The organism is Thermomonas alba (genome assembly GCF_022419205.1).
Lineage (GTDB): Bacteria > Pseudomonadota > Gammaproteobacteria > Xanthomonadales > Xanthomonadaceae > Thermomonas > Thermomonas alba.
Genome location: NZ_JAJOZU010000004.1, coordinates 323,933 through 346,041 on the forward strand (window position 1 = coordinate 323,933; position 22,109 = coordinate 346,041).

General features: G+C 68.1%; 20 protein-coding genes and 4 tRNA genes. 6 read left to right on the forward strand and 18 right to left on the reverse strand.

What is annotated here, in order from left to right:
* The first annotated feature begins 90 nt into the window (after positions 1 to 90).
* The 4 genes from ML342_RS08460 to ML342_RS08475 are packed head-to-tail and all read left to right on the forward strand — an operon-like array spanning position 91 to position 3,187.
* Complete coding sequence (locus ML342_RS08460; protein WP_240126601.1) at positions 91 to 1,338, forward strand: sensor histidine kinase; 1,248 nt, start codon at positions 91 to 93, stop codon at positions 1,336 to 1,338.
* The gene (locus ML342_RS08465) at positions 1,331 to 2,119 is read left to right on the forward strand and encodes a LytR/AlgR family response regulator transcription factor (RefSeq protein ID WP_240126602.1); all 789 of its coding nucleotides are present in this window, start codon (positions 1,331 to 1,333) and stop codon (positions 2,117 to 2,119) included. Before ML342_RS08460 ends, ML342_RS08465 begins: the two co-directional genes overlap by 8 nt.
* An 8-nt stretch (positions 2,120 to 2,127) precedes the next feature.
* Positions 2,128 to 2,526, forward strand: a complete 399-nt coding sequence (locus tag ML342_RS08470; RefSeq protein WP_240126603.1) for a hypothetical protein — start codon at positions 2,128 to 2,130, stop codon at positions 2,524 to 2,526.
* 31 nt (positions 2,527 to 2,557) lie between these two features.
* Positions 2,558 to 3,187, forward strand: a complete 630-nt coding sequence (locus ML342_RS08475; protein ID WP_240126604.1) for an acyl carrier protein phosphodiesterase — start codon at positions 2,558 to 2,560, stop codon at positions 3,185 to 3,187.
* Here ML342_RS08475 and ML342_RS08480 read toward each other — a convergent pair.
* The 12 genes from ML342_RS08480 to ML342_RS08535 form a co-directional block, all read right to left on the reverse strand.
* Positions 3,153 to 3,347, reverse strand: a complete 195-nt coding sequence (locus tag ML342_RS08480) for a hypothetical protein (RefSeq protein WP_240126605.1) — start codon at positions 3,345 to 3,347, stop codon at positions 3,153 to 3,155. The genes ML342_RS08475 and ML342_RS08480 overlap by 35 nt on opposite strands.
* Before the next feature lie 329 nt (positions 3,348 to 3,676).
* Positions 3,677 to 3,753 (reverse strand) — tRNA-Pro (locus ML342_RS08485).
* Between the two features lie 54 nt (positions 3,754 to 3,807).
* Positions 3,808 to 4,164 (reverse strand): MerR family transcriptional regulator, encoded by a 357-nt coding sequence (locus ML342_RS08490; RefSeq protein WP_240126606.1) that lies wholly within the window; start codon positions 4,162 to 4,164, stop codon positions 3,808 to 3,810.
* On the reverse strand, positions 4,157 to 4,459 hold the full coding sequence (locus ML342_RS08495; protein WP_240126607.1) for an integration host factor subunit alpha: 303 nt from the start codon (positions 4,457 to 4,459) through the stop codon (positions 4,157 to 4,159). The genes ML342_RS08490 and ML342_RS08495 overlap by 8 nt, the downstream gene beginning before the upstream one ends.
* A gap of 12 nt (positions 4,460 to 4,471) precedes the next feature.
* Positions 4,472 to 6,847: a phenylalanine--tRNA ligase subunit beta gene (pheT, locus tag ML342_RS08500; protein WP_240126608.1), complete on the reverse strand. Its 2,376-nt coding sequence runs from the start codon at positions 6,845 to 6,847 to the stop codon at positions 4,472 to 4,474.
* A 9-nt stretch (positions 6,848 to 6,856) separates the two neighbouring features.
* Positions 6,857 to 7,867, reverse strand: a complete 1,011-nt coding sequence (gene pheS / locus ML342_RS08505; protein ID WP_240126609.1) for a phenylalanine--tRNA ligase subunit alpha — start codon at positions 7,865 to 7,867, stop codon at positions 6,857 to 6,859.
* 100 nt (positions 7,868 to 7,967) lie between these two features.
* Positions 7,968 to 8,327: a 50S ribosomal protein L20 gene (rplT, locus tag ML342_RS08510; protein ID WP_240126610.1), complete on the reverse strand. Its 360-nt coding sequence runs from the start codon at positions 8,325 to 8,327 to the stop codon at positions 7,968 to 7,970.
* Between the two features lie 13 nt (positions 8,328 to 8,340).
* Positions 8,341 to 8,538, reverse strand: coding sequence for a 50S ribosomal protein L35 (gene rpmI / locus ML342_RS08515; RefSeq protein WP_027083463.1), 198 nt, complete (start codon positions 8,536 to 8,538; stop codon positions 8,341 to 8,343).
* 326 nt (positions 8,539 to 8,864) lie between these two features.
* A complete protein-coding gene (gene infC, locus ML342_RS08520; protein WP_439655186.1) occupies positions 8,865 to 9,446 on the reverse strand; it encodes a translation initiation factor IF-3 in 582 nt (193 codons plus the stop codon).
* 34 nt (positions 9,447 to 9,480) lie between these two features.
* Positions 9,481 to 11,382, reverse strand: coding sequence for a threonine--tRNA ligase (gene thrS / locus ML342_RS08525; protein WP_240126611.1), 1,902 nt, complete (start codon positions 11,380 to 11,382; stop codon positions 9,481 to 9,483).
* A gap of 225 nt (positions 11,383 to 11,607) precedes the next feature.
* Positions 11,608 to 11,682: transfer RNA gene (locus tag ML342_RS08530), tRNA-Val, on the reverse strand.
* A gap of 149 nt (positions 11,683 to 11,831) precedes the next feature.
* Positions 11,832 to 12,362 (reverse strand): GspH/FimT family pseudopilin, encoded by a 531-nt coding sequence (locus ML342_RS08535; RefSeq protein ID WP_240126612.1) that lies wholly within the window; start codon positions 12,360 to 12,362, stop codon positions 11,832 to 11,834.
* Positions 12,363 to 12,538: 176 nt separating this feature from the next.
* Here ML342_RS08535 and uvrB point away from each other — a divergent pair, with 176 nt between their 5' ends.
* Entirely contained in the window at positions 12,539 to 14,590 is a 2,052-nt protein-coding gene (gene uvrB / locus ML342_RS08540; protein ID WP_240126613.1) for an excinuclease ABC subunit UvrB, read from the forward strand.
* Positions 14,591 to 14,682: 92 nt separating this feature from the next.
* Positions 14,683 to 14,759 (forward strand) — tRNA-Asn (locus tag ML342_RS08545).
* A gap of 229 nt (positions 14,760 to 14,988) precedes the next feature.
* Here ML342_RS08545 and ML342_RS08550 read toward each other — a convergent pair.
* The 6 genes from ML342_RS08550 to murJ all read right to left on the reverse strand — a co-directional run bounded on the left by ML342_RS08550 (position 14,989) and on the right by murJ (position 22,013).
* A tRNA-Thr gene (locus ML342_RS08550) sits at positions 14,989 to 15,064 on the reverse strand.
* A gap of 28 nt (positions 15,065 to 15,092) precedes the next feature.
* Complete coding sequence (ispH, locus tag ML342_RS08555) at positions 15,093 to 16,043, reverse strand: 4-hydroxy-3-methylbut-2-enyl diphosphate reductase (RefSeq protein ID WP_240126614.1); 951 nt, start codon at positions 16,041 to 16,043, stop codon at positions 15,093 to 15,095.
* 9 nt (positions 16,044 to 16,052) lie between these two features.
* Positions 16,053 to 16,550 (reverse strand): signal peptidase II, encoded by a 498-nt coding sequence (gene lspA / locus ML342_RS08560; RefSeq protein WP_240126615.1) that lies wholly within the window; start codon positions 16,548 to 16,550, stop codon positions 16,053 to 16,055.
* A complete protein-coding gene (gene ileS / locus ML342_RS08565) occupies positions 16,550 to 19,339 on the reverse strand; it encodes an isoleucine--tRNA ligase (protein WP_240126646.1) in 2,790 nt (929 codons plus the stop codon). Before ileS ends, lspA begins: the two co-directional genes overlap by 1 nt.
* Positions 19,340 to 19,398: 59 nt before the next feature.
* Positions 19,399 to 20,370: a bifunctional riboflavin kinase/FAD synthetase gene (locus tag ML342_RS08570; protein WP_240126616.1), complete on the reverse strand. Its 972-nt coding sequence runs from the start codon at positions 20,368 to 20,370 to the stop codon at positions 19,399 to 19,401.
* A 53-nt stretch (positions 20,371 to 20,423) separates the two neighbouring features.
* Positions 20,424 to 22,013 carry a murein biosynthesis integral membrane protein MurJ gene (murJ, locus tag ML342_RS08575; RefSeq protein WP_240126647.1) on the reverse strand — a complete coding sequence of 530 codons (1,590 nt, stop codon included), beginning with the start codon at positions 22,011 to 22,013 and terminating at the stop codon, positions 20,424 to 20,426.
* Between the last annotated feature and the right edge of the window lie 96 nt (positions 22,014 to 22,109).

The window sequence follows — 22,109 nt, forward strand, 5'->3', positions numbered from 1 at the left end:
TCGCGGCAATCCCGGGGTTCGTCGCGCGCCAGCTTCCCATCCGGGTCGGCGCGGCTATGCTCGCGGCCATCTCCCGACGGCCCATCGCCCATGTTCAAGCGCCTGTTCTTCCTCCTGCGCATCACCACCGCCTGGGGCCTGGCGGTGATGCTGGTAGTCGGCCTGTATTCCAGCCTGCCGCTGATCGGCCAGCTGGAGTTCCCGGCGGTGCTGTTCACGTTCTTCACCATGGCCCTGGTAATCGCCGGCGCGTTTTCGCATCTGCACCGCGTACGCTTGGTGGCCGGTCGGGTGGACAACGAGACCCTGGACAACCGCCAGAAGCGGATCATCGAGATCCCGCTGGAAGCCGGCGAGGCCTTCGACGTGGTCGAGGCCGCCGTGCGCGAACTGCCGGGCGTCGGCGACGTGCGTGCGGCGCGCGACAGCCTGCAGGTGCGCGCGAAGATCGCCCGTCCCCACCTGTACGGCGAGCCGCCGCTGCGACGCTGGAACCCGCTGCTGTGGTTCGCGCCCGAATACAACCTGCTGCAGGCCACGGTGACACCGGCCGGCGACAGTGGCCGGGTCACCCTGATCTGCGAGCCGGAAAGCCCCGCCTGGAGCGACTGGTTCCTGGTCGATGACGGCACCAATTTCGAGAACGCCGAGGCGATCGCCCGCGCCATCACCCGCCGCATCGGCGAACGCCGCCGCCGCGAGCAGGCCAGCGCCGCGCAGACCGCGACCGAGAAGGAGCTCACCGAGGCCAAACTGCACCTGCTGCATGCACAGGTTGAACCGCACTTCCTCTACAACACGCTGGCCAGCGCCCAGCTACTTACCCGCAGCGACCCGGCGCGCGCCGAGGCGATGCTGGGCCACCTGATCCAGTACCTGCGCCGCTCGCTGCCAAACGCGGAGGACGATATGTCCACGCTGGGCATGGAGCTGGAGCGTGCGCTGGCCTATCTGGAGATCCTGAAGATCCGCATGGGCAACCGCCTGTCGGTGCAGGTGGACGTGCCACAGGCGCTGCGCGCCACCCCACTGCCGGCGATGATGCTGCAGACGCTGGTGGAGAACGCAATCAAGCACGGCCTGGAGCCGCGCACCGTCGGCGGTACCGTGTGGATCCGTGCGCGCCGCGACGACGACGGCAAGATCGCGGTGACCGTCGCCGACGATGGCGAAGGTTTCAATACCCAGACCAGCGGCACCGGCATCGGCCTGAAGAACGTGCGCGAGCGGTTGCGCCTGCGCTACGCCGGCGAGGCCAGCCTCGCGGTGATTGCCAATTTCCCCAGTGGCGTCGCCGCCACCATCACGGTGCCGCCGAACGGAGCCCGCCATGACTGAGACTTCGCCCGCCAAGACCTGGACCTGCGTGGTCGCCGAGGACGAGGCCCTGCTGCGGCAGGCGCTGGTGGATGGCCTCAAGCGCGCCTGGCCGGGCCTGCGGATCCTCGCCGAATGCGAAGACGGCGCCAGCGCGCTGGAAGCTGTGGCCGAACACCAGCCAGACGTCGCCTTCCTCGACATCCGCATGCCCGGCCTGACCGGGCTGGAAGTCGCCGCGGCGGCGGCCGAAGCGAGCCCGCGCACGCGCATCGTGTTCGTGACCGCCTACGACCAGTACGCGATCGACGCGTTCGAGCGCGGCGCCATCGACTATCTGCTGAAACCGGTCAAACCGGAGCGCCTGGACGCCACCGTGGCGCGCCTGCAGGCGCGTGACGGGCAGCCCGATGCCGCCACCCTGGCCGCCTTGCTGGGCCAGCTGGGCGCACTGCCGCGGCAGGCCGATGCGCCCGAGCCGCTGACCTGGCTGACCGCCAGCGCCGGGCGCGAGACCCGCCTGGTGCTGGTGGACGACGTGCTGTATTTCCAGGCCGACCAGAAGTACACCACGGTGGTCACCGCCGACGGCGAAGCGCTGTTGCGCAGTTCCCTGCGCGAGCTGCTGCCGCGCCTGGACCCGCGCACGTTCAAGCAGATCCACCGCTCCACCATCGTCAACCTCAAGGCCATTGCCGGCATCGTCCGCGACGACAGCGGGCGCGGCAGCGTGCGCCTGAAGCAGCGCGCGGAGACGCTCACGGTCAGCCAGCCGTTCATGGCCTTGTTCAAGCACATGTGAGGCCCGATATGTTCGATTTCGGCATCAGCAAGCTCGTCGCCCTGCTGCAGTTCCTGCTGGCCCTGGCCGGCTGCTCCATCGGCGGCGTGGACTACACCAGCCGGGTCGCGCAGGACGGGCACGTCAGCCTGGCCAGCCGGGCGCGGGTGGAAGACGGCGTGGCCCGCTTCGAATGCCGCGCCAGCGACAGCGGCTGGTGCCACTACACCCTGTACCCGGTGGCCTGCAGCCAGCGCCGCGACTGCGCGCTGGCGCCGCTGCGCCGCTTCGTCGTGGCCCGCGGCGATACTCGCCAGTTCGCGGGGCTGCGCGACTTCACCCCGTGCGTGGCGACTGATGCCCGCCCGCTCGGCCCGGACTGCAAGCCCGACCCGGCGCAAGGCGCCGCCGCGGCGGCCCCGCGCTGACCGCACCCGCCCCGCGCCGTACCATCGGCGCATGAACTACCTCGCCCACGCCTGGCTGGCGCGGCACTCGGACGACGCCATCCTCGGCGCGCTGCTGGGGGATTTCGTGCTCGGGCAAAGCGCACTGGACGACTGGCCCGCCCCGGTGCGGGAGGAGATCGTGCGCCATCGCCGGATCGACCGCTATACCGACACACACCCGGCGGTGGCCGCTGCCCGCGCGCGCTTCGGTCCGCTGCGCCGCTATGCCGGCATCGTGCTGGACGTGTACTTCGACCATTGCCTGGCGCGCGACTGGGCGCGCTGGGACGCAACCCCGCTGGACGCCTTCACCGGCCGCATCTACCGGATTCTCGACGCGCGGCGCGAGCTGCTGCCGCCGCGGCTGGCATCACTGGCACCGCGCATGGCCGCGCATGACTGGCTGGGGGCATACGCCCGGCGCGAGAACGTGGACGCCGCAGTACGCGGCATCGCGACCCGGCTCTCGCGCGATGGCGAGAAGCTGGTGGCCTGCCTCGAGGTGCTGCGCGCGGACGAAGCGCGCATGCACGCAACGTTCGAAGCGTTTTTCCCGGACCTGCTGCAGGCCGCCGCCGCGTTGCGCGCCGATCCGGGCCCAGGGTTCAACGGCAGCGGAACAGCGCGGGCTGGCTGCTGACGTAGCTGCGCACACGGGCATACCCGCTGCTGCGCCCGTAGCCGATGCCAAACTCGCGCTCACTGCTGCGCCGCGGCTCGAAGGCCGTGCTTTCGGGATGACGCGGCAGGCGGCGACGTTCGGCATTGGGGCGGGAGGAGTAGGAAGCGGTGGCGTTCATGGTGATCTCCTGATGTTGTTGTATGGTGTAGTAGTAATCTACAACACCAAGAAATCAAGCAAACGTGCCGGAAGTCATGCCAGCTGCCAGCGTCGCTGACAGGGCATTCCGCACCGGGCTTTCTGTACCGGGCTTAAAGATCCAGCGCCGCATGATTGCAGACCGTCGGACCATGTTTTCGGCCTGGGCTGGCATCAGCCTGTCTGCGATGCGTGGCGAGAGGCGCGTGCTAAGCGGCGACTTGCACTTGCATTGCCAGGCCACACAAACGTGCGCCGCCTCAAAACGGCGACGGCACCCGCACAGGATGCGGGTGCCGTCGTGGTATTTGGTCGGGGTAGCCGGATTTGAACCGACGACCACTTGTCCCCCAGACAAGTGCGCTACCAGGCTGCGCTATACCCCGAAGAAGGCTGCGCATTATACCCAATGCGACCACCCCAATGCGACCACTGCCGCGTCATCGCCGCAGCAGCTGTAGCACTTCCTCTAGTTCGGCCCGCACCTGACGCACGATCTGCTGGCTGATGGTGGATTCCTGCTTGGCGCTCTCGCCCTCCAGACGCAGGCGCGCACCGCTGATGGTATAGCCCTGCTCGTATAGCAGGCTGCGGATCTGGCGCACCATCAGCACGTCATGGCGCTGGTAGTAGCGGCGGTTGCCACGACGCTTGGATGGCTCCAGGCAAGGGAACTCGGTCTCCCAGTAGCGCAGCACGTGCGGCTTGACGTCGCACAGTTCGCTGACCTCCCCGATGGTGAAATAGCGCTTGGCCGGGATCGGCGGGAGTTCGCGGTTACTGCCGGGATCAAGCATGAGCGACCCCCGCGTAGGCTTCGACCCGCTCCTTCAGCTTCTGGCCAGGGCGAAAGGTGACCACCGTTCGCGCGGTGATCGGGATTTCCTCGCCCGTCTTCGGATTGCGGCCCGGCCGCGGGTTCTTGCGGCGCAGGTCGAAGTTGCCGAAGCCGGAAAGCTTCACCTGCCGCCCCTGCTCCAGGGCCTGGCGCAGGGCGTCGAAAAAGGCATCGACGAACTCCTTCGCCTCGCGCTTGTTCAGCCCGACGTCCTCGTAGATGCGTTCTGCCATTTCTGCTTTGGTCAGTGCCATCGTCGCCCCCTGTCAGCTCCGAATGACCGCGCCGTAACGCTCGCTCAGGGCCGCCATCACGGCCGCGACCACGGCATCCACGTCGCGGTCGGTCAGGGTGCGGGATTCATCCTGCAAAATCAAGGCCATGGCCAAACTCTTGCATCCCGTTTCGATGCCTTTGCCAGCGTAGCGATCGAACAGTGTCACCTGCCGCAGCAGCGGCCCGGCGGCGGTCTCGACGGTCGCGCGCACGGCCGCCCACGGCACCGACTCGGCCACCACCACGGCAAGGTCACGGCGCACCGACGGGAACCGCGACAACGTAGCCGCGCGCGGCAGGGGCCGCGCCAGCAGCGGAGCCAGCATGAGCTCGAAGGCATAGACATCGGTCTGCAACCCCAGCGCCTGCTGCAGGCGCGGATGCAGCTGGCCGATCCAGCCGATGCGCTCACCGTCGCGATAGATCCCGGCGCTGCGCCCGGGATGCGCATGCGCGACTGCCTCCGCGCGGTACTCGAGCACCGCTCCACACAGGGCGGCCACGCTGTCGAGATCGCCCTTGAGATCGTAAAAATCCAGCGCACGGGCCGGCACGCCCCATTGCTCGGCATGGGCGTCACCACAGGCGACCGCCGCCAGGCTGGCCGTCTCTACCGGCGCGCGGCCATCGGCAGCAGCATTGAAGGTACTGCCCAGCTCGAACAGACGCACGCGCGCCTGCTGGCGGGCGAGATTCCGCGCCAGCGCCTGCGTCAACCCTGGCAGCAATGCGGTGCGCATCACTCCGAGCTCCGCGCTCAAGGGGTTGGCCAGCGCCACTGCGCCTGCGTCCGCCTGCCATGTCGCCAGCAGGCCAGCATCGACGAAGGCATAGTTGATGGCCTCCAGAAAATCGCGGGCCATCAGCTGCCGGCGTACCTCCGCCGCGCCCACCCGGGTTTCGCTCGGGCCGACCAGACGCATCGCGCCGCCCGGCAGCGCGGCCGGGACGGCGTCGTAGCCGTGGATACGCGCCACTTCCTCGATCAGATCCTCCTCGATCGCCAGATCGAAGCGGCGCGCCGGCGGCGTCACCCGCCAGCCTGCGTCCACCGTCTGCACGCGCAGACCGAGCGCAGCGAAAATGCGCTCGACCTCGGCATCCTCCACCCGCGCGCCGAGCACCCGCGCCAGGCGCGCGCGCCGCAGCAGGATCGGCCGCGGTTGCGGCAGCGCCTCTGCCAGCACTTGCTCCACCACCGGGCCCGGACGGCCACCGGCCACGTCAAGGATGAGCCGGGTGGCGTATTCGATCGCGATGCGCGGCAGCTCCGGATCGACCCCGCGCTCGAACCGGTGACCGGCATCGGTATGCAACCCCAGCTTACGGCTGCGGCCGATGATGGCCGCCGGCGCGAAATGCGCGGCCTCCAGAAATACGGTGCGCGTGGCGGGCGATACCTTGGTGTCGTCGCCTCCCATGATCCCGGCCAGGCCAACCGGGCGATCGCCATCGGTAATGACCAGGAACTGCGGATCCAGGAGCGCATCCTGTCCGTTGAGCAGGCGCAAGGATTCCCCTGCGCGCGCGTGGCGCACGCCGATCGGCCCGCGCAGCAGGTCGCGATCATAGGCGTGCATCGGCTGCCCCAGCTCCAGCATGACGTACTGGGTGACGTCCACCAGCAGGCTGATCGGACGGATGCCGCTGCGACGCAGCCGCTCGGCCATCCACACTGGCGTCGGTACCGCGGCATCGACCCCTTCGATCACTCGCCCGACGAAGCGCGGCGCGTCCGCGCCGGCATGCAGCTCGATGGCCAGTGCCGCCTCACTCTGCGCCGGCACCGGATCGTCCGCCAACGGCTCCACCGCGCCGCCGGTGGCGGCGGCCACGTCGTAGGCCACTCCGCGAACGCTGAAGCAGTCGGCGCGATTGGGCGTGAGCTTGAGCGTGAACACGGCATCCGGCAGTCCGAGGTAATCGGCCAGCGGTACGCCCACCGGCGCATCGGTGGGAAGCTCCAGCAGGCCGGAAGCATCGGCATCCAGACCGAGTTCCTTGGCCGAGCACAGCATGCCGTTGGAATCCACGCCGCGCAGCTTGGCAGCCTTGATCGTGAGCTCGCCCACCCGCGTGCCGATCGTCGCCAGCGGCGCGACCAGACCGGGGCGTGCATTCGGCGCGCCGCACACGATCTGCAGCATGCCGTGCGCGCCGGCATCGACTTGGCAGACCTGCAGCCTGTCGGCCTGTGGATGCCTGGCGCATTCGACGATCCGCGCCACCACCACGCCGTCCAGCGCCTCACCCAGTACCGCCACGTCCTCGACCTCGAGGCCGATTGCGGTCAGCGTCGTCGCCAATGCGTCACGGCTTGCCGTGGTCTGGACGTGTTGACGCAACCAAGATTCGGGGAACTTCATCGCGACACCTCAGGCGAACTGGCGCAGGAAGCGCACGTCGTTGTCGAAGAAGCTACGCAGATCGTCCACGCCATAGCGCAGCATCGCAAAGCGCTCCACCCCCAGACCAAAGGCAAAGCCGGTGTAGCGCTCAGGATCGATGCCGACATTGCGCAGCACGTTCGGATGCACCATGCCGCAGCCCAGCACTTCCAGCCAGCGGCTGCTGCCATCGGCCTGCTGCCAGGCGATGTCCACTTCCGCCGAGGGCTCGGTGAACGGGAAGTAGCTGGGGCGGAAGCGCATCTGGAAATCGCGTTCGAAGAACGCGCGCACGAACTCCACCAGGGTGCCCTTGAGGTCCGCAAAGCTGGCGCGCTCATCCACCAGCAGGCCTTCGACCTGGTGGAACATCGGGGTATGGGTCTGGTCGGAATCGCTGCGATAAACCTTACCGGCGGCGATCATCCGCAGCGGCGGGGTGCCGCCGCGCGCCAGCAGGTCCTGCATGTAGCGCACCTGCACGCCCGAGGTGTGGGTGCGCAGCAGGCGCCCATCCGGGAAATAGAAGGTGTCGTGCATCGCGCGCGCCGGATGGTGCGGCGGGAAGTTCAGCGCCTCGAAGTTGTGCCAGTCGTCTTCGATCTCGGGACCATCGGCCAGCTCATAGCCGAGCCGGCCAAAGATGTCGATCATGCGCTCCAGGGTGCGGCTGACCGGGTGCATCCCGCCACGCTCCGCCACGCGCCCCGGCAGCGTCACGTCGAGGGTTTCGCTGGCCAGGCGTGCGTCCAACGCCGCCGCCTCCAGCTGCGACCTGCGTGCCGCCAGCGCCGCGGCGATCGCATCGCGGGCGCGGTTGATCGCCTCGCCCGCCGCCTTGCGCTGTTCTGGCGGCAGGGCGCCCAGCGCCTTGAGCTGCGCCGTGATATGGCCGCTCTTGCCGAGCAGCCCTACGCGCAGCGCTTCCAGCGCATCCAGCGAGGGAGCCGCCGCGATGTCCGCCAGCGCGCGCGCCGCGAGAGATTCGATATCACTCATGATCCATGCCCCGTAAACGAACATGGGGAAGGACTCGCGCCCTTCCCCACGTGATGGCGGCACGCCGTGGCCGCCGCGTCTGTCGCAGTGGAGTGGCGGCTTACGCCGCCAAAGCGCCCTTGGCCTTCTCGGTCAGGGCCGCAAACCCCGCCGCATCGTGCACGGCGATGTCTGCCAGCACCTTGCGGTCGAGGGTGATGCCGGCCTTCATCAGGCCGTTCATGAAGCGGCTGTAGCTCATGCCGTTGGCGCGCGCCGCGGCGTTGATACGCGCGATCCACAGGGTGCGGAACTGGCGCTTCTTCTGCTTGCGACCGATGTAGGCGTACTGCTGGGCCTTGGTGACCGCCTGCTTGGCGACGCGGAACACCTTGCGCCGCGCGTTGTAATAGCCCTTGGCGGCCTTGATGATCTTCTTGTGACGGCGATGGGCGATGACGCCCCGCTTGACTCGTGCCATGGTCTAGCCCTCCTCAGAGATACGGCAGCATGCGGTCCAGACGGCCCGCGTCCTCGGCACGAACGTGGTTCGTCTGCCGCAGGTTGCGCTTCCGCTTGGTCGCCTTCTTGGTGAGGATGTGGCTCTTGTTGGCGTGGCCGCACTTGTACTTGCCGGAAGCAGTCTTCCGGAAGCGCTTGGCCGCCGCCCGGTTGGTCTTGATCTTGGGCATTGGAGCTCCTTGCGAAATCGACGACTGGCCTGGGCGGCAGTAGAGCCGTGCGGCGCCACCACGCTTTCCGTCCTGCCCGACCGGTGGGTAAGCCCTCGATTCGGGCATGAATCGCGGGCGGGTCCATGTATGACAAACAACCACCCCGGAAAACCGGGTCGTTCATTATGACCGGCTCGCGCAGGGTTTGCAATCTTTAGCCTTGTGAATCAGCGAGTTCATGCCGCGCGGCATGCCGGGGGCGACTCCCGGACAGCTGGCGAGAGCCGCCCTCGACACCCACCCGATGACCGCTCCCCTTGATCGCCAACGGAGCCGGCCGAACATCACTTCTTCTTCGGCGCGATCATCATCACCATCTGCCGGCCTTCCAGACGCGGCCGAGACTCGATCACGACCTCATCACCGAGATCGGCTTCGATCCGCGCCGCCATCTCGCGCCCCAGTTCCTGGTGGCTCATCTCGCGGCCGCGAAAGCGGATGTTGACCTTGACCTTGTCGCCCTCGGCCAAAAACTCGCGCATCTTGCGCAGCTTGATCTGGTAGTCACCCTCGTCGGTGACCGGACGGAACTTGAGTTCCTTGATCTCGACCTGCTTCTGCTTCTTGCGGGCTTCGCTGGCCTTCTTCTGCTGCTCGAAGCGGAACTTGCCGAAGTCCATGATCTTGCAGACCGGCGGATCCGCATTGGGCTGAATCTCGACCAGGTCGAGGCCTTCCTCCTCGGCCATGCGCAGGGCTTCGTCGCGCGCGAGCACGCCGATCATCTCGCCGTCGCTGCCGATGACGCGAACCCGCGGGACGCGGATCTCGTGGTTGCGACGGTGCTGCTTGCTATCGGGGGTACTGATTGTGGCTGTCTCCAAGGGGTGACCCTTTCGGGCCGGTTCGGCGCTGGATTCCGGCATCCAGCGCCGCCAAATCTGGCGCGGGCGGCGGCCGTCAGCCGGCGCCCTCTTCGCGCAAGCGCGCAGCAAAGGCGTCAACGGACATGCTGCCCAGGTCTTCCCCACCCCGCGTCCGCACCGACAGCGTGCCCGACTCCTTCTCGCGATCACCGATCACCAGCAGGTACGGCACGCGCTGTAGCGTGTGCTCGCGGATTTTATAGCCGATCTTTTCGTTGCGCAAATCGGAAATCACCCGGAAGCCTTGATTCGCAAGGGTTTTCCGGGCCGCCTCGACGGCCTCGGCCTGGGCGTCGGTGATGTTCATGACCACCGCCTGCACCGGCGCCAGCCAGGTCGGGAACTGCCCGGCATGGTGCTCGATCAGGATGCCGATGAAACGCTCCATCGAGCCGACGATGGCCCGATGCAGCATCACCGGATGCCGACGCTGGCTGTGCTCGTCCACGTATTCCGCGCCCAGCCGGCCCGGCATCATGAAATCCACCTGCATGGTGCCCAGCTGCCAGGTGCGGCCGATGGCATCCTTGAGGTGGTACTCGATCTTCGGGCCATAGAACGCGCCCTCGCCCGGCAGCTCCTGCCACTCCACCCCGGACGCGCGCAGCGCGCCGCGCAGCGCCTCCTCGGCCTTGTCCCAAGTGGCGTCATCGCCCAGGCGCGACTCCGGGCGCAGGGCGATCTTGATCTGGATGTCGGAAAAGCCGAAGTCCGCGTACACCTTCAGCGCCTGCTGGTGGAACGCGCGCACCTCGGACTCCACCTGGTCCTCGGTGCAGAAGATATGGCCGTCGTCCTGAGTGAAGCCGCGCACGCGCAGGATGCCGTGCAGCGCGCCGGACGGCTCGTTGCGATGACAGGCGCCGAACTCGCCGTAGCGGATCGGCAGGTCGCGGTAGCTGTGCAGGCCCTGATTGAACACCTGCACGTGGCCCGGGCAGTTCATGGGCTTCACCGCGTAGGTCCGCTTCTCGGACTCGGTGAAGAACATGTTGTCCTTGTAGTTGTCCCAGTGGCCGGACTTCTTCCACAGCTCGACGTCGAGGATCTGCGGGCAGCGCACCTCGCCGTAGCCGGTCTCGCGATAGACCTTGCGCATGTATTGCTCGACCACCTGCCAGATGGCCCAGCCCTTGGGGTGCCAGAACACCAGGCCCGGCCCTTCCTCCTGCAGATGGAACAGGTCCAGCGCCTTGCCGATCTTGCGGTGATCGCGCTTCTCCGCCTCCTCCAGCTGGTGCAGGTAGGCCTTGAGGTCTTTCTCGTTCAGCCAGGCAGTGCCGTAGATGCGACTGAGCATCGGATTGTTGTGATCGCCGCGCCAATAGGCGCCGGCCACCTTCAACAGCTTGAACGCACGCAGCTTGTCCGTGGAGGGCACGTGCGGGCCGCGGCAGAGGTCGGTGAACTCGCCCTGGGTATACAGCGAGAGCTCCTCGTCGGCCGGAATCGATTCGATGATCTCGGCCTTGTAATGCTCGCCCAGGCCCTTGAAGAAGGCGATCGCCTCGTCGCGCGACTTCACGCTGCGCCTGACCGGCAATGCCTCCTTCACGATCTTGTGCATCTCCGCCTCGATCGCCGGCAAATCCTCGGGAGTGAACGGGCGCTCGTAGGCGAAGTCATAGTAGAAGCCGTTGTCGATCACCGGGCCGATGGTGACCTGCGCGCCGGGGTACAGGCGCTGGACGGCCTGCGCCAGCAGGTGCGCGGTGGAATGGCGCAGGATATCGAGCGCCTCCGGCGATTTGTCGGTGATGATGGCCAGGCTGGCATCGCGATCGATGACATGACTGGCATCCACCAGGCGCCCATCGACCTTGCCGGCCAAAGTCGCCTTGGCCAGCCCGGGGCCGATGCTGGCAGCCACCTCCTGCACGGAGATGGGACCTTCGAACTGACGCTGGGAGCCGTCGGGTAACGTGATCGAAATCATGGAAGACTCTTCCGGGAAGCCTCGGCAAGCAACACAAGGAACGCGCTCAGGGATGTAGCAAGATACGAAAAAAGGCGCCGAGGCGCCTTTCGTTGACCCACTGCTCAAGGTGGCACGAACGCGTCGGCGGGATTAGCGTGGGAAGCGGGTAGTGTCCATGTCGCACGCTCGGCCGGCGTTTCCGCGGGCCACCTTCTCCGGATTCGTTGCCACGCGGCATCCGCGTGGTGGGCGGTACAGGGTTCGAACCTGTGACCCCTACCATGTCAAGGTAGTGCTCTACCGCTGAGCTAACCGCCCATGACCCGCACGATGCGGGGGATGGGATTGTAGCCTGGGAATGCGCGCGTCAACAAGCATCCGTACGCGCTTGGCACCTTGGCATGGCCCCCAGCGGTACGGGCGCGTGGAGGGCTAGCAGGATGCGCTGGCGCCAGGGCTGGCCGGCGTCAGACCGGACACAGGGCGCCAGGGCTGGCGCGCTCGCTGCGCGGGCGACCGGCATTGTTGACGATCACACGCGCCAGCAGCGCCCCGTCGGGCGTGCAGATCGCCAGGCTGAGATTGCTGCCTGCGCTGCTGCCGTCCGGCAGGTAACGCAACTGCTGACGGCCGTCGCTGCTGATGATGCGAAGATGGCGGCTGGTCGGCTCCTGCTCCTGGCGCAGGATGTCCTCGCGGGAGTCGGGGCGACGGTTGCCGTCGTCGTCTGCGAACAGGATCCAGCCGCCGCTCCAGTCGCTACCCGACAAGCATTGGCTGCCGTCCGCGCTGGGGCACAGCACGGTGCGATGGTTGCGGGTGATGGCGGCCATGCGCGCCAGCTGCATGTGCGCGGTCAGCGCGGAAACGGCGGAAGCCGCGTGGCGCTGCTCGATGAATCTCGAAACAGAGGGCAGCGCCGCGCCGGTGACGAGAGCAGCGATGACGGTGGTGGCAAGCAGTTCGATCAGGCTGAAGCCAGCAGAGCGATGCGGCATGACGGCACTCCGAAGTCAAGGTGCGCACAGCCTGCACGCGGGCGTATTGGCGCGGGATCGGGTGACGCAGGCGGCAAGGATCGGAAAATGCCCGTGCGCGGCGCCGGGGTTTTCCATGCAGGCCACGCGCATGGCGCGAGCGTACACTCAGCGGCTGCCTTCCGACGTGTCAGCCAATGAGCCAGCCTGTTCCCTCCGATCTCGACCTGAGCACCACCTCCGCCGGTTTCCAGCTGGTGGCGCCGTACCAGCCGGCAGGCGATCAGCCGCAGGCGATCGAGAAGCTGGTGGCCGGTTTCGAGAGCGGGCTGGCCAAACAGGTGCTGCTGGGCGTGACGGGATCGGGCAAGACCTACACCATCGCCAACCTGATCGCGCGGGTGCAGAAGCCGACCCTGGTAATGGCGCCCAACAAGACCCTGGCGGCGCAGCTGTACGGCGAGTTCAAGGCGTTCTTCCCGCACAACGCGGTGGAATACTTCGTCAGCTACTACGACTACTACCAGCCGGAAGCCTACGTCCCGGCCAGCGATACCTATATCGAGAAGGACAGCGCGATCAACGATCACATCGAGCAGATGCGGCTGGCGGCGACCAAGGCGCTACTGTCGCGACGCGACACCATCGTGGTGGCGTCGGTCTCGGCGATCTATGGCCTCGGCGCGCCCGAGGATTATCTGGCGATGCGGCTGATCCTCTCGCGCGGTGAGCGCATCGACCAGCGCGAGCTGCTGCGCCACCTGACCACCCTGCAGTACACCCGCAACGAGATGACGCTCGAGCGCGGCACCTTCCGCGTGCGCGGGGAGACGGTCGATGTGTTCCCGGCCGAGTCCGACCTGGAGGCGCTGCGGATCGAGCTGTTCGACGGCGAGATCGAGCAGCTGTCGATGTTCGACCCGCTGACCGGCGAGATCCTGCGCCGCCTGCCGCGCTACGTGGTCTATCCCAAGACCCACTACGCGACCCCGCGCGAGCGCACTCTGGCCGCGGTGGAGAGCATCAAGCAGGAGTTGCGCGAGCGGCTGGAATACCTGTACGCGCAGAACAAACTGGTCGAGGCGCAGCGGCTGCAGCAGCGCACCCAGTTCGACCTGGAGATGATGGCCGAGGTCGGCTACTGCAACGGCATCGAGAACTACAGCCGCCACTTGACCGGACGCGCGCCGGGCGAGCCGCCGCCGACCCTGTTCGACTACCTGCCGGCGGACGCACTGCTGGTGGTGGACGAATCGCACGTCACCATTCCGCAGATCGGCGCGATGTACAAGGGCGACCGCTCGCGCAAGGAGACCCTGGTCGAGTTCGGCTTCCGGCTGCCGTCGGCGCTGGACAACCGGCCGCTCCGCTTCGAGGAATGGGAGGCGCGCGCGCCGCGCAGCGTGTATGTCTCGGCGACGCCCGGTCCGTACGAGCTGCGCGAGGCCGGCGGCGAGATCGTGGAACTGGTGGTGCGCCCGACCGGGCTGGTCGATCCCGAGGTGGAGATTCGTCCCGTCGCGACCCAGGTGGACGATCTGCTGTCGGAGATCCACGCGCGGGTCGCGCTGGGCGACCGCGTGCTGGTGACCACCCTGACCAAGCGCATGGCCGAGAACCTCACCGACTACCTGTCGGAGCACGGGGTCAAGGTGCGCTACCTGCATTCCGACGTGGACACGGTGGAACGGGTCGAAATCATCCGCGACCTGCGCCTGGGCGTGTTCGACGTGCTGGTGGGCATCAACCTGCTGCGCGAGGGGCTGGACATGCCCGAAGTGTCGCTGGTGGCGATTCTGGACGCCGACAAGGAAGGCTTCCTGCGCAGCACCGGCTCGCTGATCCAGACCATCGGCCGCGCTGCCCGCAACCTGCGCGGCAAGGCCATCCTGTATGCGGACACGATCACGCGCTCGATGCAGGCCGCGCTGGACGAAACCGCGCGCCGGCGCCAGCGTCAGCTGGCTTACAACGCCGCGCATGGCATCACGCCGCAGTCGGTGCGGCGCGCGGTGCGCGACGTGATGGAGGGCGCGCGCGCCGAGCCGGGCGAGCTGAAGGGGCGCGGCAAGGCGCGCCGCATGGCCGAGCCGGAGCAGGAATACCTGCGGCTGGCACCGGCCCAGCAGGCGGCCCGCCTGAAGGAACTGGAGCAGAAGATGCACCAGCACGCGCGCGACCTGGAGTTCGAGGAGGCCGCGCGCGTGCGCGACCAGATCCGTCGCCTGCGCGAGCTCAGCCTGCGATGACACCGGACGGCGGCCAGGCAGCTTCTCCTAGTCATCACGCCCCAGCAAAGCACTTGCCGTTGCCGCAAAGGCCGCATACAATGCGCGGCCTCGCCCGAATAGCTCAGCTGGTTAGAGCACTTGACTGTTAATCAGGGGGTCCTTGGTTCGAGTCCAAGTTCGGGCGCCACATAAATAGCTTGGGGTCGCTGCTGCAGCGGCCCCAAGCCGTTTTTGCTTCCACGCCTGATGCGCCGCGCGACCAGACCCACCTGCTCGGGATCACGCCGGCATGGCTCGATTATCGGCAGTGCCGCGCCGCGTCCGAGGCCGGCACTTTGACCTCCCGCCGACCTGCCCCGTTCATGATCCTCAAATGCAGAAAAGGCAGCCTCGAGGCTGCCTTTTCTGTGGGGGGGTGGTGCCGGAGATAGGAATCGAACCTACGACCCCATCATTACGAATGACGTGCTCTACCAGCTGAGCTACTCCGGCGCGGGCGGCAAGTGTAGCGGCTGGCGCGTCACTGCGCCAGCTGCCGCAGTTCCTTGGGCAGGGCAAAGACCATGTTCTCCGGTTCGCCATGGAGCTCGCTCACGGCGGATGCGCCCAGCGCGCGCAGGCGCTCCAGCACACCGCGCACCAGTACCTCCGGAGCGGAGGCGCCGGCGGTGACGCCGATGCGCCGGCGCCCGGCGATCCAGGACGGATCGATCTGCGCAGCATCGTCGATCAGCCAAGCCGCGGCCCCCTCGCGCTCGGCCAGCTCGCGCAGGCGGTTGGAGTTGGAGGAGTTCGGGGAGCCCACCACCAGCACCGCGTCGCAGCCGCCGCGCACCAGCGCGCGCACGGCGTCCTGGCGATTCTGGGTGGCGTAGCAGATGTCGTCGTGCTTGGGCCCCTGGATCGCCGGATACTTCGCCTTCAGCGCCGCGATGATGTCGCGGGTATCGTCCACGCTCAGGGTGGTCTGGGTGGTGTAGGCGCAGTTGTCGGGCTGCTCGAGCGTCAGTGCGGCGACGTCCTCGATGTCCTCGACCAGATAGATCCGCCCCCGCTCACCATCGCCAACCCACTGGCCCATGGTGCCTTCCACCTCGGGATGTCCGGCATGCCCGATCAGCACCATATCGCGGCCGCGCCGGTGCTGGCGACTGACCTCCAGGTGCACCTTGGTGACCAGCGGGCAGGTCGCGTCGAACACCCGCAGCCCGCGCCGCTCGGCCTCCGCGCGCACCGCCTGCGAGACCCCGTGCGCGCTGAATACCACGGTGGCGCCATCCGGGACTTCATCCAGCTCTTCGACGAACACCGCGCCGCGCGCCTTGAGATCGTCCACCACGAACTTGTTGTGCACGACCTCGTGGCGCACGTAGATCGGCGCGCCGAACACTTCGAGGGTGCGCTTGACGATTTCGATGGCGCGATCGACGCCGGCGCAGAAACCGCGTGGATTGGCGAGCAGGACGTCCATGCGCGGAGTTTACTCCCTCGACTGCCGCCGGCTGCCCAGCATGCCCGCCAGCACGATGCCAAGCGCGCCGCACACCACCGCGCTGTCGGCCACGTTGAACGCCGGCCAGTAGTGCTGGCCGATATGCCACTGGATGAAATCCACCACGTGCCCATGCCGCACGCGGTCGATCACATTGCCCAGCGCGCCGCCGATCACCAGCGCCAGCGGCAGCGCCTGCCGCCAGTCGTGGCGCGGCAAACGTGCGAGCATCCACGTCATCAAGGCACTGATCGCCAGCGCCAGCGCTACGAACATGTATTTCTGCCAGCCGCCGGCATCGGCCAGGAAGCTGAATGCCGCGCCGGTGTTGTAGGTGCGGTACCAGTTCCAGAACCCGTCGATCACCGGCACCGCGGTGAACTCCGGCAGCGCGCGCAGCACCCAGGCTTTCGACCACTGATCCAGCCCCAGCACCAGCGCAGAGACGCCCAGCCAGGGCAGCGCGTTCGACTTGATCCGGGCCATCAGAAATACACCCGGGTTTCGCCCGCGCCGTCCACGTTCTCGACACAGCGGCCACACAGCAGCGGATGCGCGGCATGGGTACCCACGTCCTCGCGGTGGTGCCAGCAGCGCACGCACTTGGGTTTGGCAGTGGCGCGCGCGGACACCGCGATGGCGGCGGTCGCCTCCGCGTCCGGCACCAGCGCGACATCGCCGCTGATGAAGAAGAAACGCAGCTCATCGACCAGCGGCGCCAGCCAGTTCTGGTCGGCCACCCCGCAGCGCAGGGTGATCTCCGCCTCCAGCGCCGCGCCGATCTCGCCGGCGGCACGCATCGGCTCCAGCACCTTGGCCACCTGTTCGCGCAGCGCCAGCAGCGCTTCCATGTCGCGCGCCGACAGTACGGCATCCTCCGGCAGCGGCGCCAGGCCGTCGTACCAGGTCTCCAGCAGGACGTTTCCGGCGCGCGCGCCGGGCAGATGGCGCCAGACTTCATCCGCGGTGAAACTGAGGATCGGCGCGATCCAGCGCACGAAAGCCTCCGCGATCCGGTACATCGCGCTCTGCGCGCTGCGGCGGCCGGGCGAGTCCTCCTGCATGGTGTACAGGCGATCCTTGGTGACATCCAGATACAGCGAGCCGAGATCGACGCTGCAGAAATTCATCAGCGCCTGCACCACCGCGGCGAAGTCGTATTCGGCATAGGCGCGCGCGATCTGCTCCTGAACCTGCCAGGCGCGATGCACGATCCAGCGGTCCAGCGCCACCATCGCCTCCGGCGCCAGCAGGTCGCGCGCCGGGTCGAAGCCGTGCAGGTTGCCGAGCAGGAAGCGCGCGGTGTTGCGGATGCGGCGGTAGGCATCGGCGTTGCGCTTGAGGATCTCCTGCGACAGCGTCATCTCGTTGCTGTAGTCGGCGCTGGCGATCCACAGGCGCAGGATGTCCGCGCCGAGGGTCTTCATGATCTCCTGCGGCTCGATCCCGTTGCCCAGCGACTTCGACATCTTGCGGCCGTGCTCGTCCACGGTGAAGCCGTGGGTGAGGCACTGCCGGTAGGGCGCGGCCTTGTCGATCGCCACCCCGGTGAGCAGGCTGCTCTGGAACCAGCCGCGGTGCTGGTCGGAGCCTTCGATGTAGAGATCGGCCGGCTTGCCCAGCCCGCGCGCGGCCAGCACCGCCTCGTGGGTGATGCCGGAGTCGAACCAGACATCGAGGATGTCGGTGATCTTTTCGTACTCGCCCGCCTCCGCGCCGAGCAGCTCGGCCGGCTCCAACGCATACCAGGCGTCGATCCCGGCCTGCTCCACGCGCTCGGCCACCTGCCGCATCAGCTCCACGCTGCGCGGATGGATCGCGCCGGTCTGGCGATGCACGAACAGCGCGATCGGCACGCCCCAGGTGCGCTGGCGCGAGATCGTCCAGTCCGGACGCCCCTCCACCATGCCGGCGATCCGCGCCTGGCCCCAGGCCGGAAACCAACGCACGGTCTCGATCGCGGCCAGCGCATCCCGCCGCAGGTGCGCCTGCTCCATCGAGATGAACCACTGCGGGGTGGCGCGGAAGGCGATCGGCGTCTTGTGCCGCCAGCAGTGCGGGTAGCTGTGGGTCAGCCTGGCGAAGGCCAGCAGGCGGCCGCTGTCGCGCAGCGTCTCTACCAGCAGGTCGTTGGCCTTCCACACGTGGACGCCGGCCAACTCTGTCTCGCCGGCGGGCGCGGTGCCCGGCAGGTACACGCCGCGGCCGTCCACCGGATTGAGCGTGGCGGCGTCGTATTGCTCGACCAGGCCGTACTTCTGCGACACCGCGAAGTCTTCCTGGCCGTGGCCGGGCGCGGTATGCACGGCGCCGGTGCCCTCCTCGGCGCTGACGTGGTCGCCCAGCAGCACCGGGATGTCGCGGTTCGGGTAGAACGGATGCGCGAACCGCAGGCCTTCCAGCGCCTCGCCCCGCGCGCGGCCGAGCACCACGACCTCGTCCACGCCGTAGCGCTTCAGCGCCTTCTCGGCCAGCGCCTCGGCCAGCACCAGCCAGCGGCGGGTGCCGTCGGCGCCCGCCGGGCCTTCCACCAGCACGTAATCCAGCTCCGGTCCCAGCGAGATCGCCAGCGAGGCCGGCAAGGTCCACGGCGTAGTGGTCCAGATCGGGATGGCCACCTCCACGCCTTCCAGCAGCTCGCAGCCGAAGACGCGGCTGACCTGCTGCGGGTTGCGCGCGGCATAGGCCACGTCGATCGCAGGCGAGACTTTGTCGTGGTACTCGATCTCGGCCTCGGCCAGCGCGCTGCCGCAGTCGAAGCACCAGTACACCGGTTTCACCCCGCGCAGCAGGTGGCCGTTCTCCACCACCTTGGCCAGTGCGCGGATCTCGTCGGCCTCGAACTTGAAGTCAAGGGTGCGGTAGGGGTTGTCCCAATCGCCGAGCACGCCCAGGCGCTTGAAGTCGCGGCGCTGCACCTCGATCTGCTCGCTGGCGTACTCGCGGCACTTCTGGCGGAACTCGGCGGCGTCCAGCTTGGTGCCGACCTTGCCCCACTTCTTCTCGACGGCAATCTCGATCGGCAGGCCGTGGCAGTCCCAGCCCGGGACATAGGGCGCATCGAACCCGGCCAGCGTCTTCGATTTGACGATGATGTCCTTGAGGATCTTGTTGACCGCGTGCCCGAGGTGGATGGCGCCGTTCGCATACGGCGGGCCATCGTGCAGCACGAAGCGCGGACGCCCCGCTGCCGCTTTGCGGATCTGCGCATACAGACCTTCGGCCTCCCAGCGCGCCAGGATCTCCGGCTCACGCTTGGGCAGGTCGCCGCGCATCGGAAAATCGGTTTCCGGCAGCAGGATGGTGGATTTGTAGGGGTTGTCGGTCTTGTCGCTCACGCGTGGGCTCGCCGTGATTCGTGTTGATGAAGGATCGCACGCGCGCGGGCCTCGTCGCGGCGCATCTGCGCCACCAGCGCGGGCAGATCCGGGAATCTTTCCTCGTCGCGCAGGTGGGCGACGAACTCGACCTCGATCCGCTGCCCGTACAGGCTGCCTTCGAAATCGAACAGATGCGCTTCCAGCAGAGGCTCCACCCCGTCCACCGTGGGGCGGGTGCCGAAGCTGGCGACCGCCGGCCATGGCGCCGCCCCGACCCCGTGCACCCAGGTCGCGTAGATGCCGCGCAGCGCCGGCACCTTGCCGCCGTAGCGCAGGTTGGCGGTGGGATAGCCGAGGGTGCGGCCGAGCTGGCGGCCGCGCACCACCCGCCCGGCGATCGCATACGGGCGGCCGAGCAGGCGCGCGGCCTGCGCGAAGTCCCCTGCCGCCAGCGCGGCGCGGATGCGAGTGCTGGAGACGCGCTCGCCTTCGACGTGGACCGGCACGATCTGCTGCGCGGTAAACCCAAGGGTCGCACCCATCGCCTGCAGCAGCGCAATGTCGCCGCCGCGACCCCGGCCAAAGCGGAACTCCGGGCCAACCCAGACCTCGCGCGCGGCCAGCTGCTGCACCAGCACCTGGCGAACGAAGTCCTCGGCGGACATCGCCGCCAGCTGCGCATCGAACCGCAGCAGGCCCACGCCGTCGCACCCCAGCGCGCGCAGCCCCTCGATCTTGGCGCGCGCCAGCATCAGCCGCGGCGGGCGCACGCCGGTGGCGAAGAACTCGCGCGGCAGCGGCTCGAACCCCAGCGCCACTGCGGGCAGGCCGAGGTCGCGCGCGCGCGCGACAGCGCGGTCGACCAACGCGCGATGGCCAAGGTGGAGACCATCGAAAGCGCCGATGCAGACCACGCTGCCCTGCGGGCACGGCGCCCGCCCGTGCCCCGCGGCGGGGCCGGCATCGCGGAAGAGGAAAAAACTCATGGCAGGCTTGCAGTATAGCGGCGGCGGCCGGCGCGATGCCCGCCGACGCACGCTCAATGCTCGCGGAAATCGCGCGGGCGGAATCCCAGTGCCAGCAGCGCCAGCGCGTACACCCCGGCCCCGCCGCCGACCAGCAGCGCCAGCCAGCCCAGGCGCAGCCACTTGTCCACCGCGGTGAAGTCCGGCGCCAGCTGGAGCCCGGCCAGCAGCGCCGCGGCCATCGCCGCGTTCGCCAGCGCCAGCCGCAGCAGGTAGCGGCCCCAGCCCGGCTGCAGGTCGAACACGTTGGCCTTGCGCAGCCAGCGCCACAACAGCAGCAGGTTCAGATAGCTGGACAAGGCGGAGGCAATCCCCAGCGCGAAATGCAGGCCCGGCACTCGCGCCAGGGTAGCCATCACCCCGCCGGACTTGGCGGCCTCCGGCACCCACAGCCAGTACATCAGGGCCAGGATGCCCACGTTGAACACCATGTTGGCGAGCATCGCCACCAACCCCGCGCGCACCGGGGTGCGGGTGTCCTGGCGCGCGTAGAACGCCGGCAGCACCGTCTTCACCAGCGCGAACGCCGGCAGCCCGAAGCTGAGGCCAAACACCGACAGCGCGGTCATGCGCGCCGCTTCGGCGGTGAACTTGCCGTACTGAAAGATGGTGGACACCAGCGGCAGCGCCAGCAGCATCAGCCCCAGCATCGCCGGCAGGATGATCGCCAGGGTGGTGCGCAACCCCCAGTCCAGCGACTTCGAGAACCCCACGCGGTCGGTATTGACGTGGTGGCGCGACAGGGTCGGCAGGATCACCGTGCCCAGCGCGATCCCGAACACGCCCAGCGGGAACTCCAGGAAGCGGTCGGCGGTGGACAGCCAGCTCTGCGAGCCGTGCACCAGCATCGCCGCGATGAAGGTGTCGAACAGCAGGTTGACCTGCGCCACCGACGAGCCCAGCAGGGTCGGCACCATCAGCCGCACCACCTTGCGCACATCCGGGTGGCGCCAGCCCCAGCGCGGCAGCGCCAGCAAATCCAGCCGCGCCAGCGCCGGCAGCAGGAACAGCAGTTGCAGCACGCCGGCGGCCAGGATCGCCCAGCCCATCGCCATGATCGGCGGATGCGCCAGACGCGATCCCCACAGCGCGCCGGCGATCATGCACAGGTTGAGGATGATCGGCACGAACGCCGGCAGGCCGAAGCGGTGGTAGCTGTTCAGCGCGCCGGCCGCCAGCGCGGTCAGCGAAACGAACAGCAGGAACGGGAAGGTCAACCGCAGCAGGTCGGCGATCAGCCGGGTCTGCCCCGGCACCGGGTCGGCCTGGGTGAACACGGCGGCCAACTGCGGTGCCAGCAACATGCCCAGCGCGGTCACCACCAGCAGCACCCCGCCCAGGGTCCCGGCGGCGCGCGCCACCAGCGCCTTGAGGTCGGCGTGCGGGCGGGTTTCCTTGACCTCGGTGAACACCGGGACGAACGCGGTGGAGAACGAGCCTTCCGCGAACAGCCGGCGCATGAAGTTGGGGATCCGGAACGCCACCCAGAACGCATCGGTCATCCAGGTGGCACCGAAGGTGGCGTTGAACACCTGGTCGCGCACCAGCCCGAACACCCGGCTGAGCATGGTCATGCCGCCAAACGACAGCACCCCGCGCGCCATGCTGCGCGGCCGCGCCCCGCCCTGCCCGCCGCCCGCGCTCATGCGCGCCCTGCCGAACGCCGCGTCGCGCCGCTCCGGTTGACCCAACCCATCGAT

Coding starts and splice junctions, on each gene's coding strand:
- ispH (WP_240126614.1), bottom strand. CDS start 16,043: ATGGACGTCCTGCTCGCCAATCCACGCGGTTTCTGCGCCGGCGTCGAT.
- infC (WP_439655186.1), bottom strand. CDS start 9,446: ATGCCGGAATCCAGCGCCGAACCGGCCCGAAAGGGTCACCCCTTGGAG.
- uvrB (WP_240126613.1), top strand. CDS start 12,539: ATGAGCCAGCCTGTTCCCTCCGATCTCGACCTGAGCACCACCTCCGCC.
- pheS (WP_240126609.1), bottom strand. CDS start 7,867: ATGAGTGATATCGAATCTCTCGCGGCGCGCGCGCTGGCGGACATCGCG.
- ML342_RS08465 (WP_240126602.1), top strand. CDS start 1,331: ATGACTGAGACTTCGCCCGCCAAGACCTGGACCTGCGTGGTCGCCGAG.
- rplT (WP_240126610.1), bottom strand. CDS start 8,327: ATGGCACGAGTCAAGCGGGGCGTCATCGCCCATCGCCGTCACAAGAAG.
- ileS (WP_240126646.1), bottom strand. CDS start 19,339: ATGCGCGGCGACCTGCCCAAGCGTGAGCCGGAGATCCTGGCGCGCTGG.
- ML342_RS08570 (WP_240126616.1), bottom strand. CDS start 20,370: ATGAGTTTTTTCCTCTTCCGCGATGCCGGCCCCGCCGCGGGGCACGGG.
- ML342_RS08460 (WP_240126601.1), top strand. CDS start 91: ATGTTCAAGCGCCTGTTCTTCCTCCTGCGCATCACCACCGCCTGGGGC.
- thrS (WP_240126611.1), bottom strand. CDS start 11,382: ATGATTTCGATCACGTTACCCGACGGCTCCCAGCGTCAGTTCGAAGGT.
- murJ (WP_240126647.1), bottom strand. CDS start 22,013: ATGGCGCGCGGGGTGCTGTCGTTTGGCGGCATGACCATGCTCAGCCGG.
- ML342_RS08495 (WP_240126607.1), bottom strand. CDS start 4,459: ATGGCACTGACCAAAGCAGAAATGGCAGAACGCATCTACGAGGACGTC.
- ML342_RS08490 (WP_240126606.1), bottom strand. CDS start 4,164: ATGCTTGATCCCGGCAGTAACCGCGAACTCCCGCCGATCCCGGCCAAG.
- lspA (WP_240126615.1), bottom strand. CDS start 16,550: ATGGCCCGGATCAAGTCGAACGCGCTGCCCTGGCTGGGCGTCTCTGCG.
- ML342_RS08480 (WP_240126605.1), bottom strand. CDS start 3,347: ATGAACGCCACCGCTTCCTACTCCTCCCGCCCCAATGCCGAACGTCGC.
- ML342_RS08475 (WP_240126604.1), top strand. CDS start 2,558: ATGAACTACCTCGCCCACGCCTGGCTGGCGCGGCACTCGGACGACGCC.
- ML342_RS08470 (WP_240126603.1), top strand. CDS start 2,128: ATGTTCGATTTCGGCATCAGCAAGCTCGTCGCCCTGCTGCAGTTCCTG.
- ML342_RS08535 (WP_240126612.1), bottom strand. CDS start 12,362: ATGCCGCATCGCTCTGCTGGCTTCAGCCTGATCGAACTGCTTGCCACC.
- rpmI (WP_027083463.1), bottom strand. CDS start 8,538: ATGCCCAAGATCAAGACCAACCGGGCGGCGGCCAAGCGCTTCCGGAAG.
- pheT (WP_240126608.1), bottom strand. CDS start 6,847: ATGAAGTTCCCCGAATCTTGGTTGCGTCAACACGTCCAGACCACGGCA.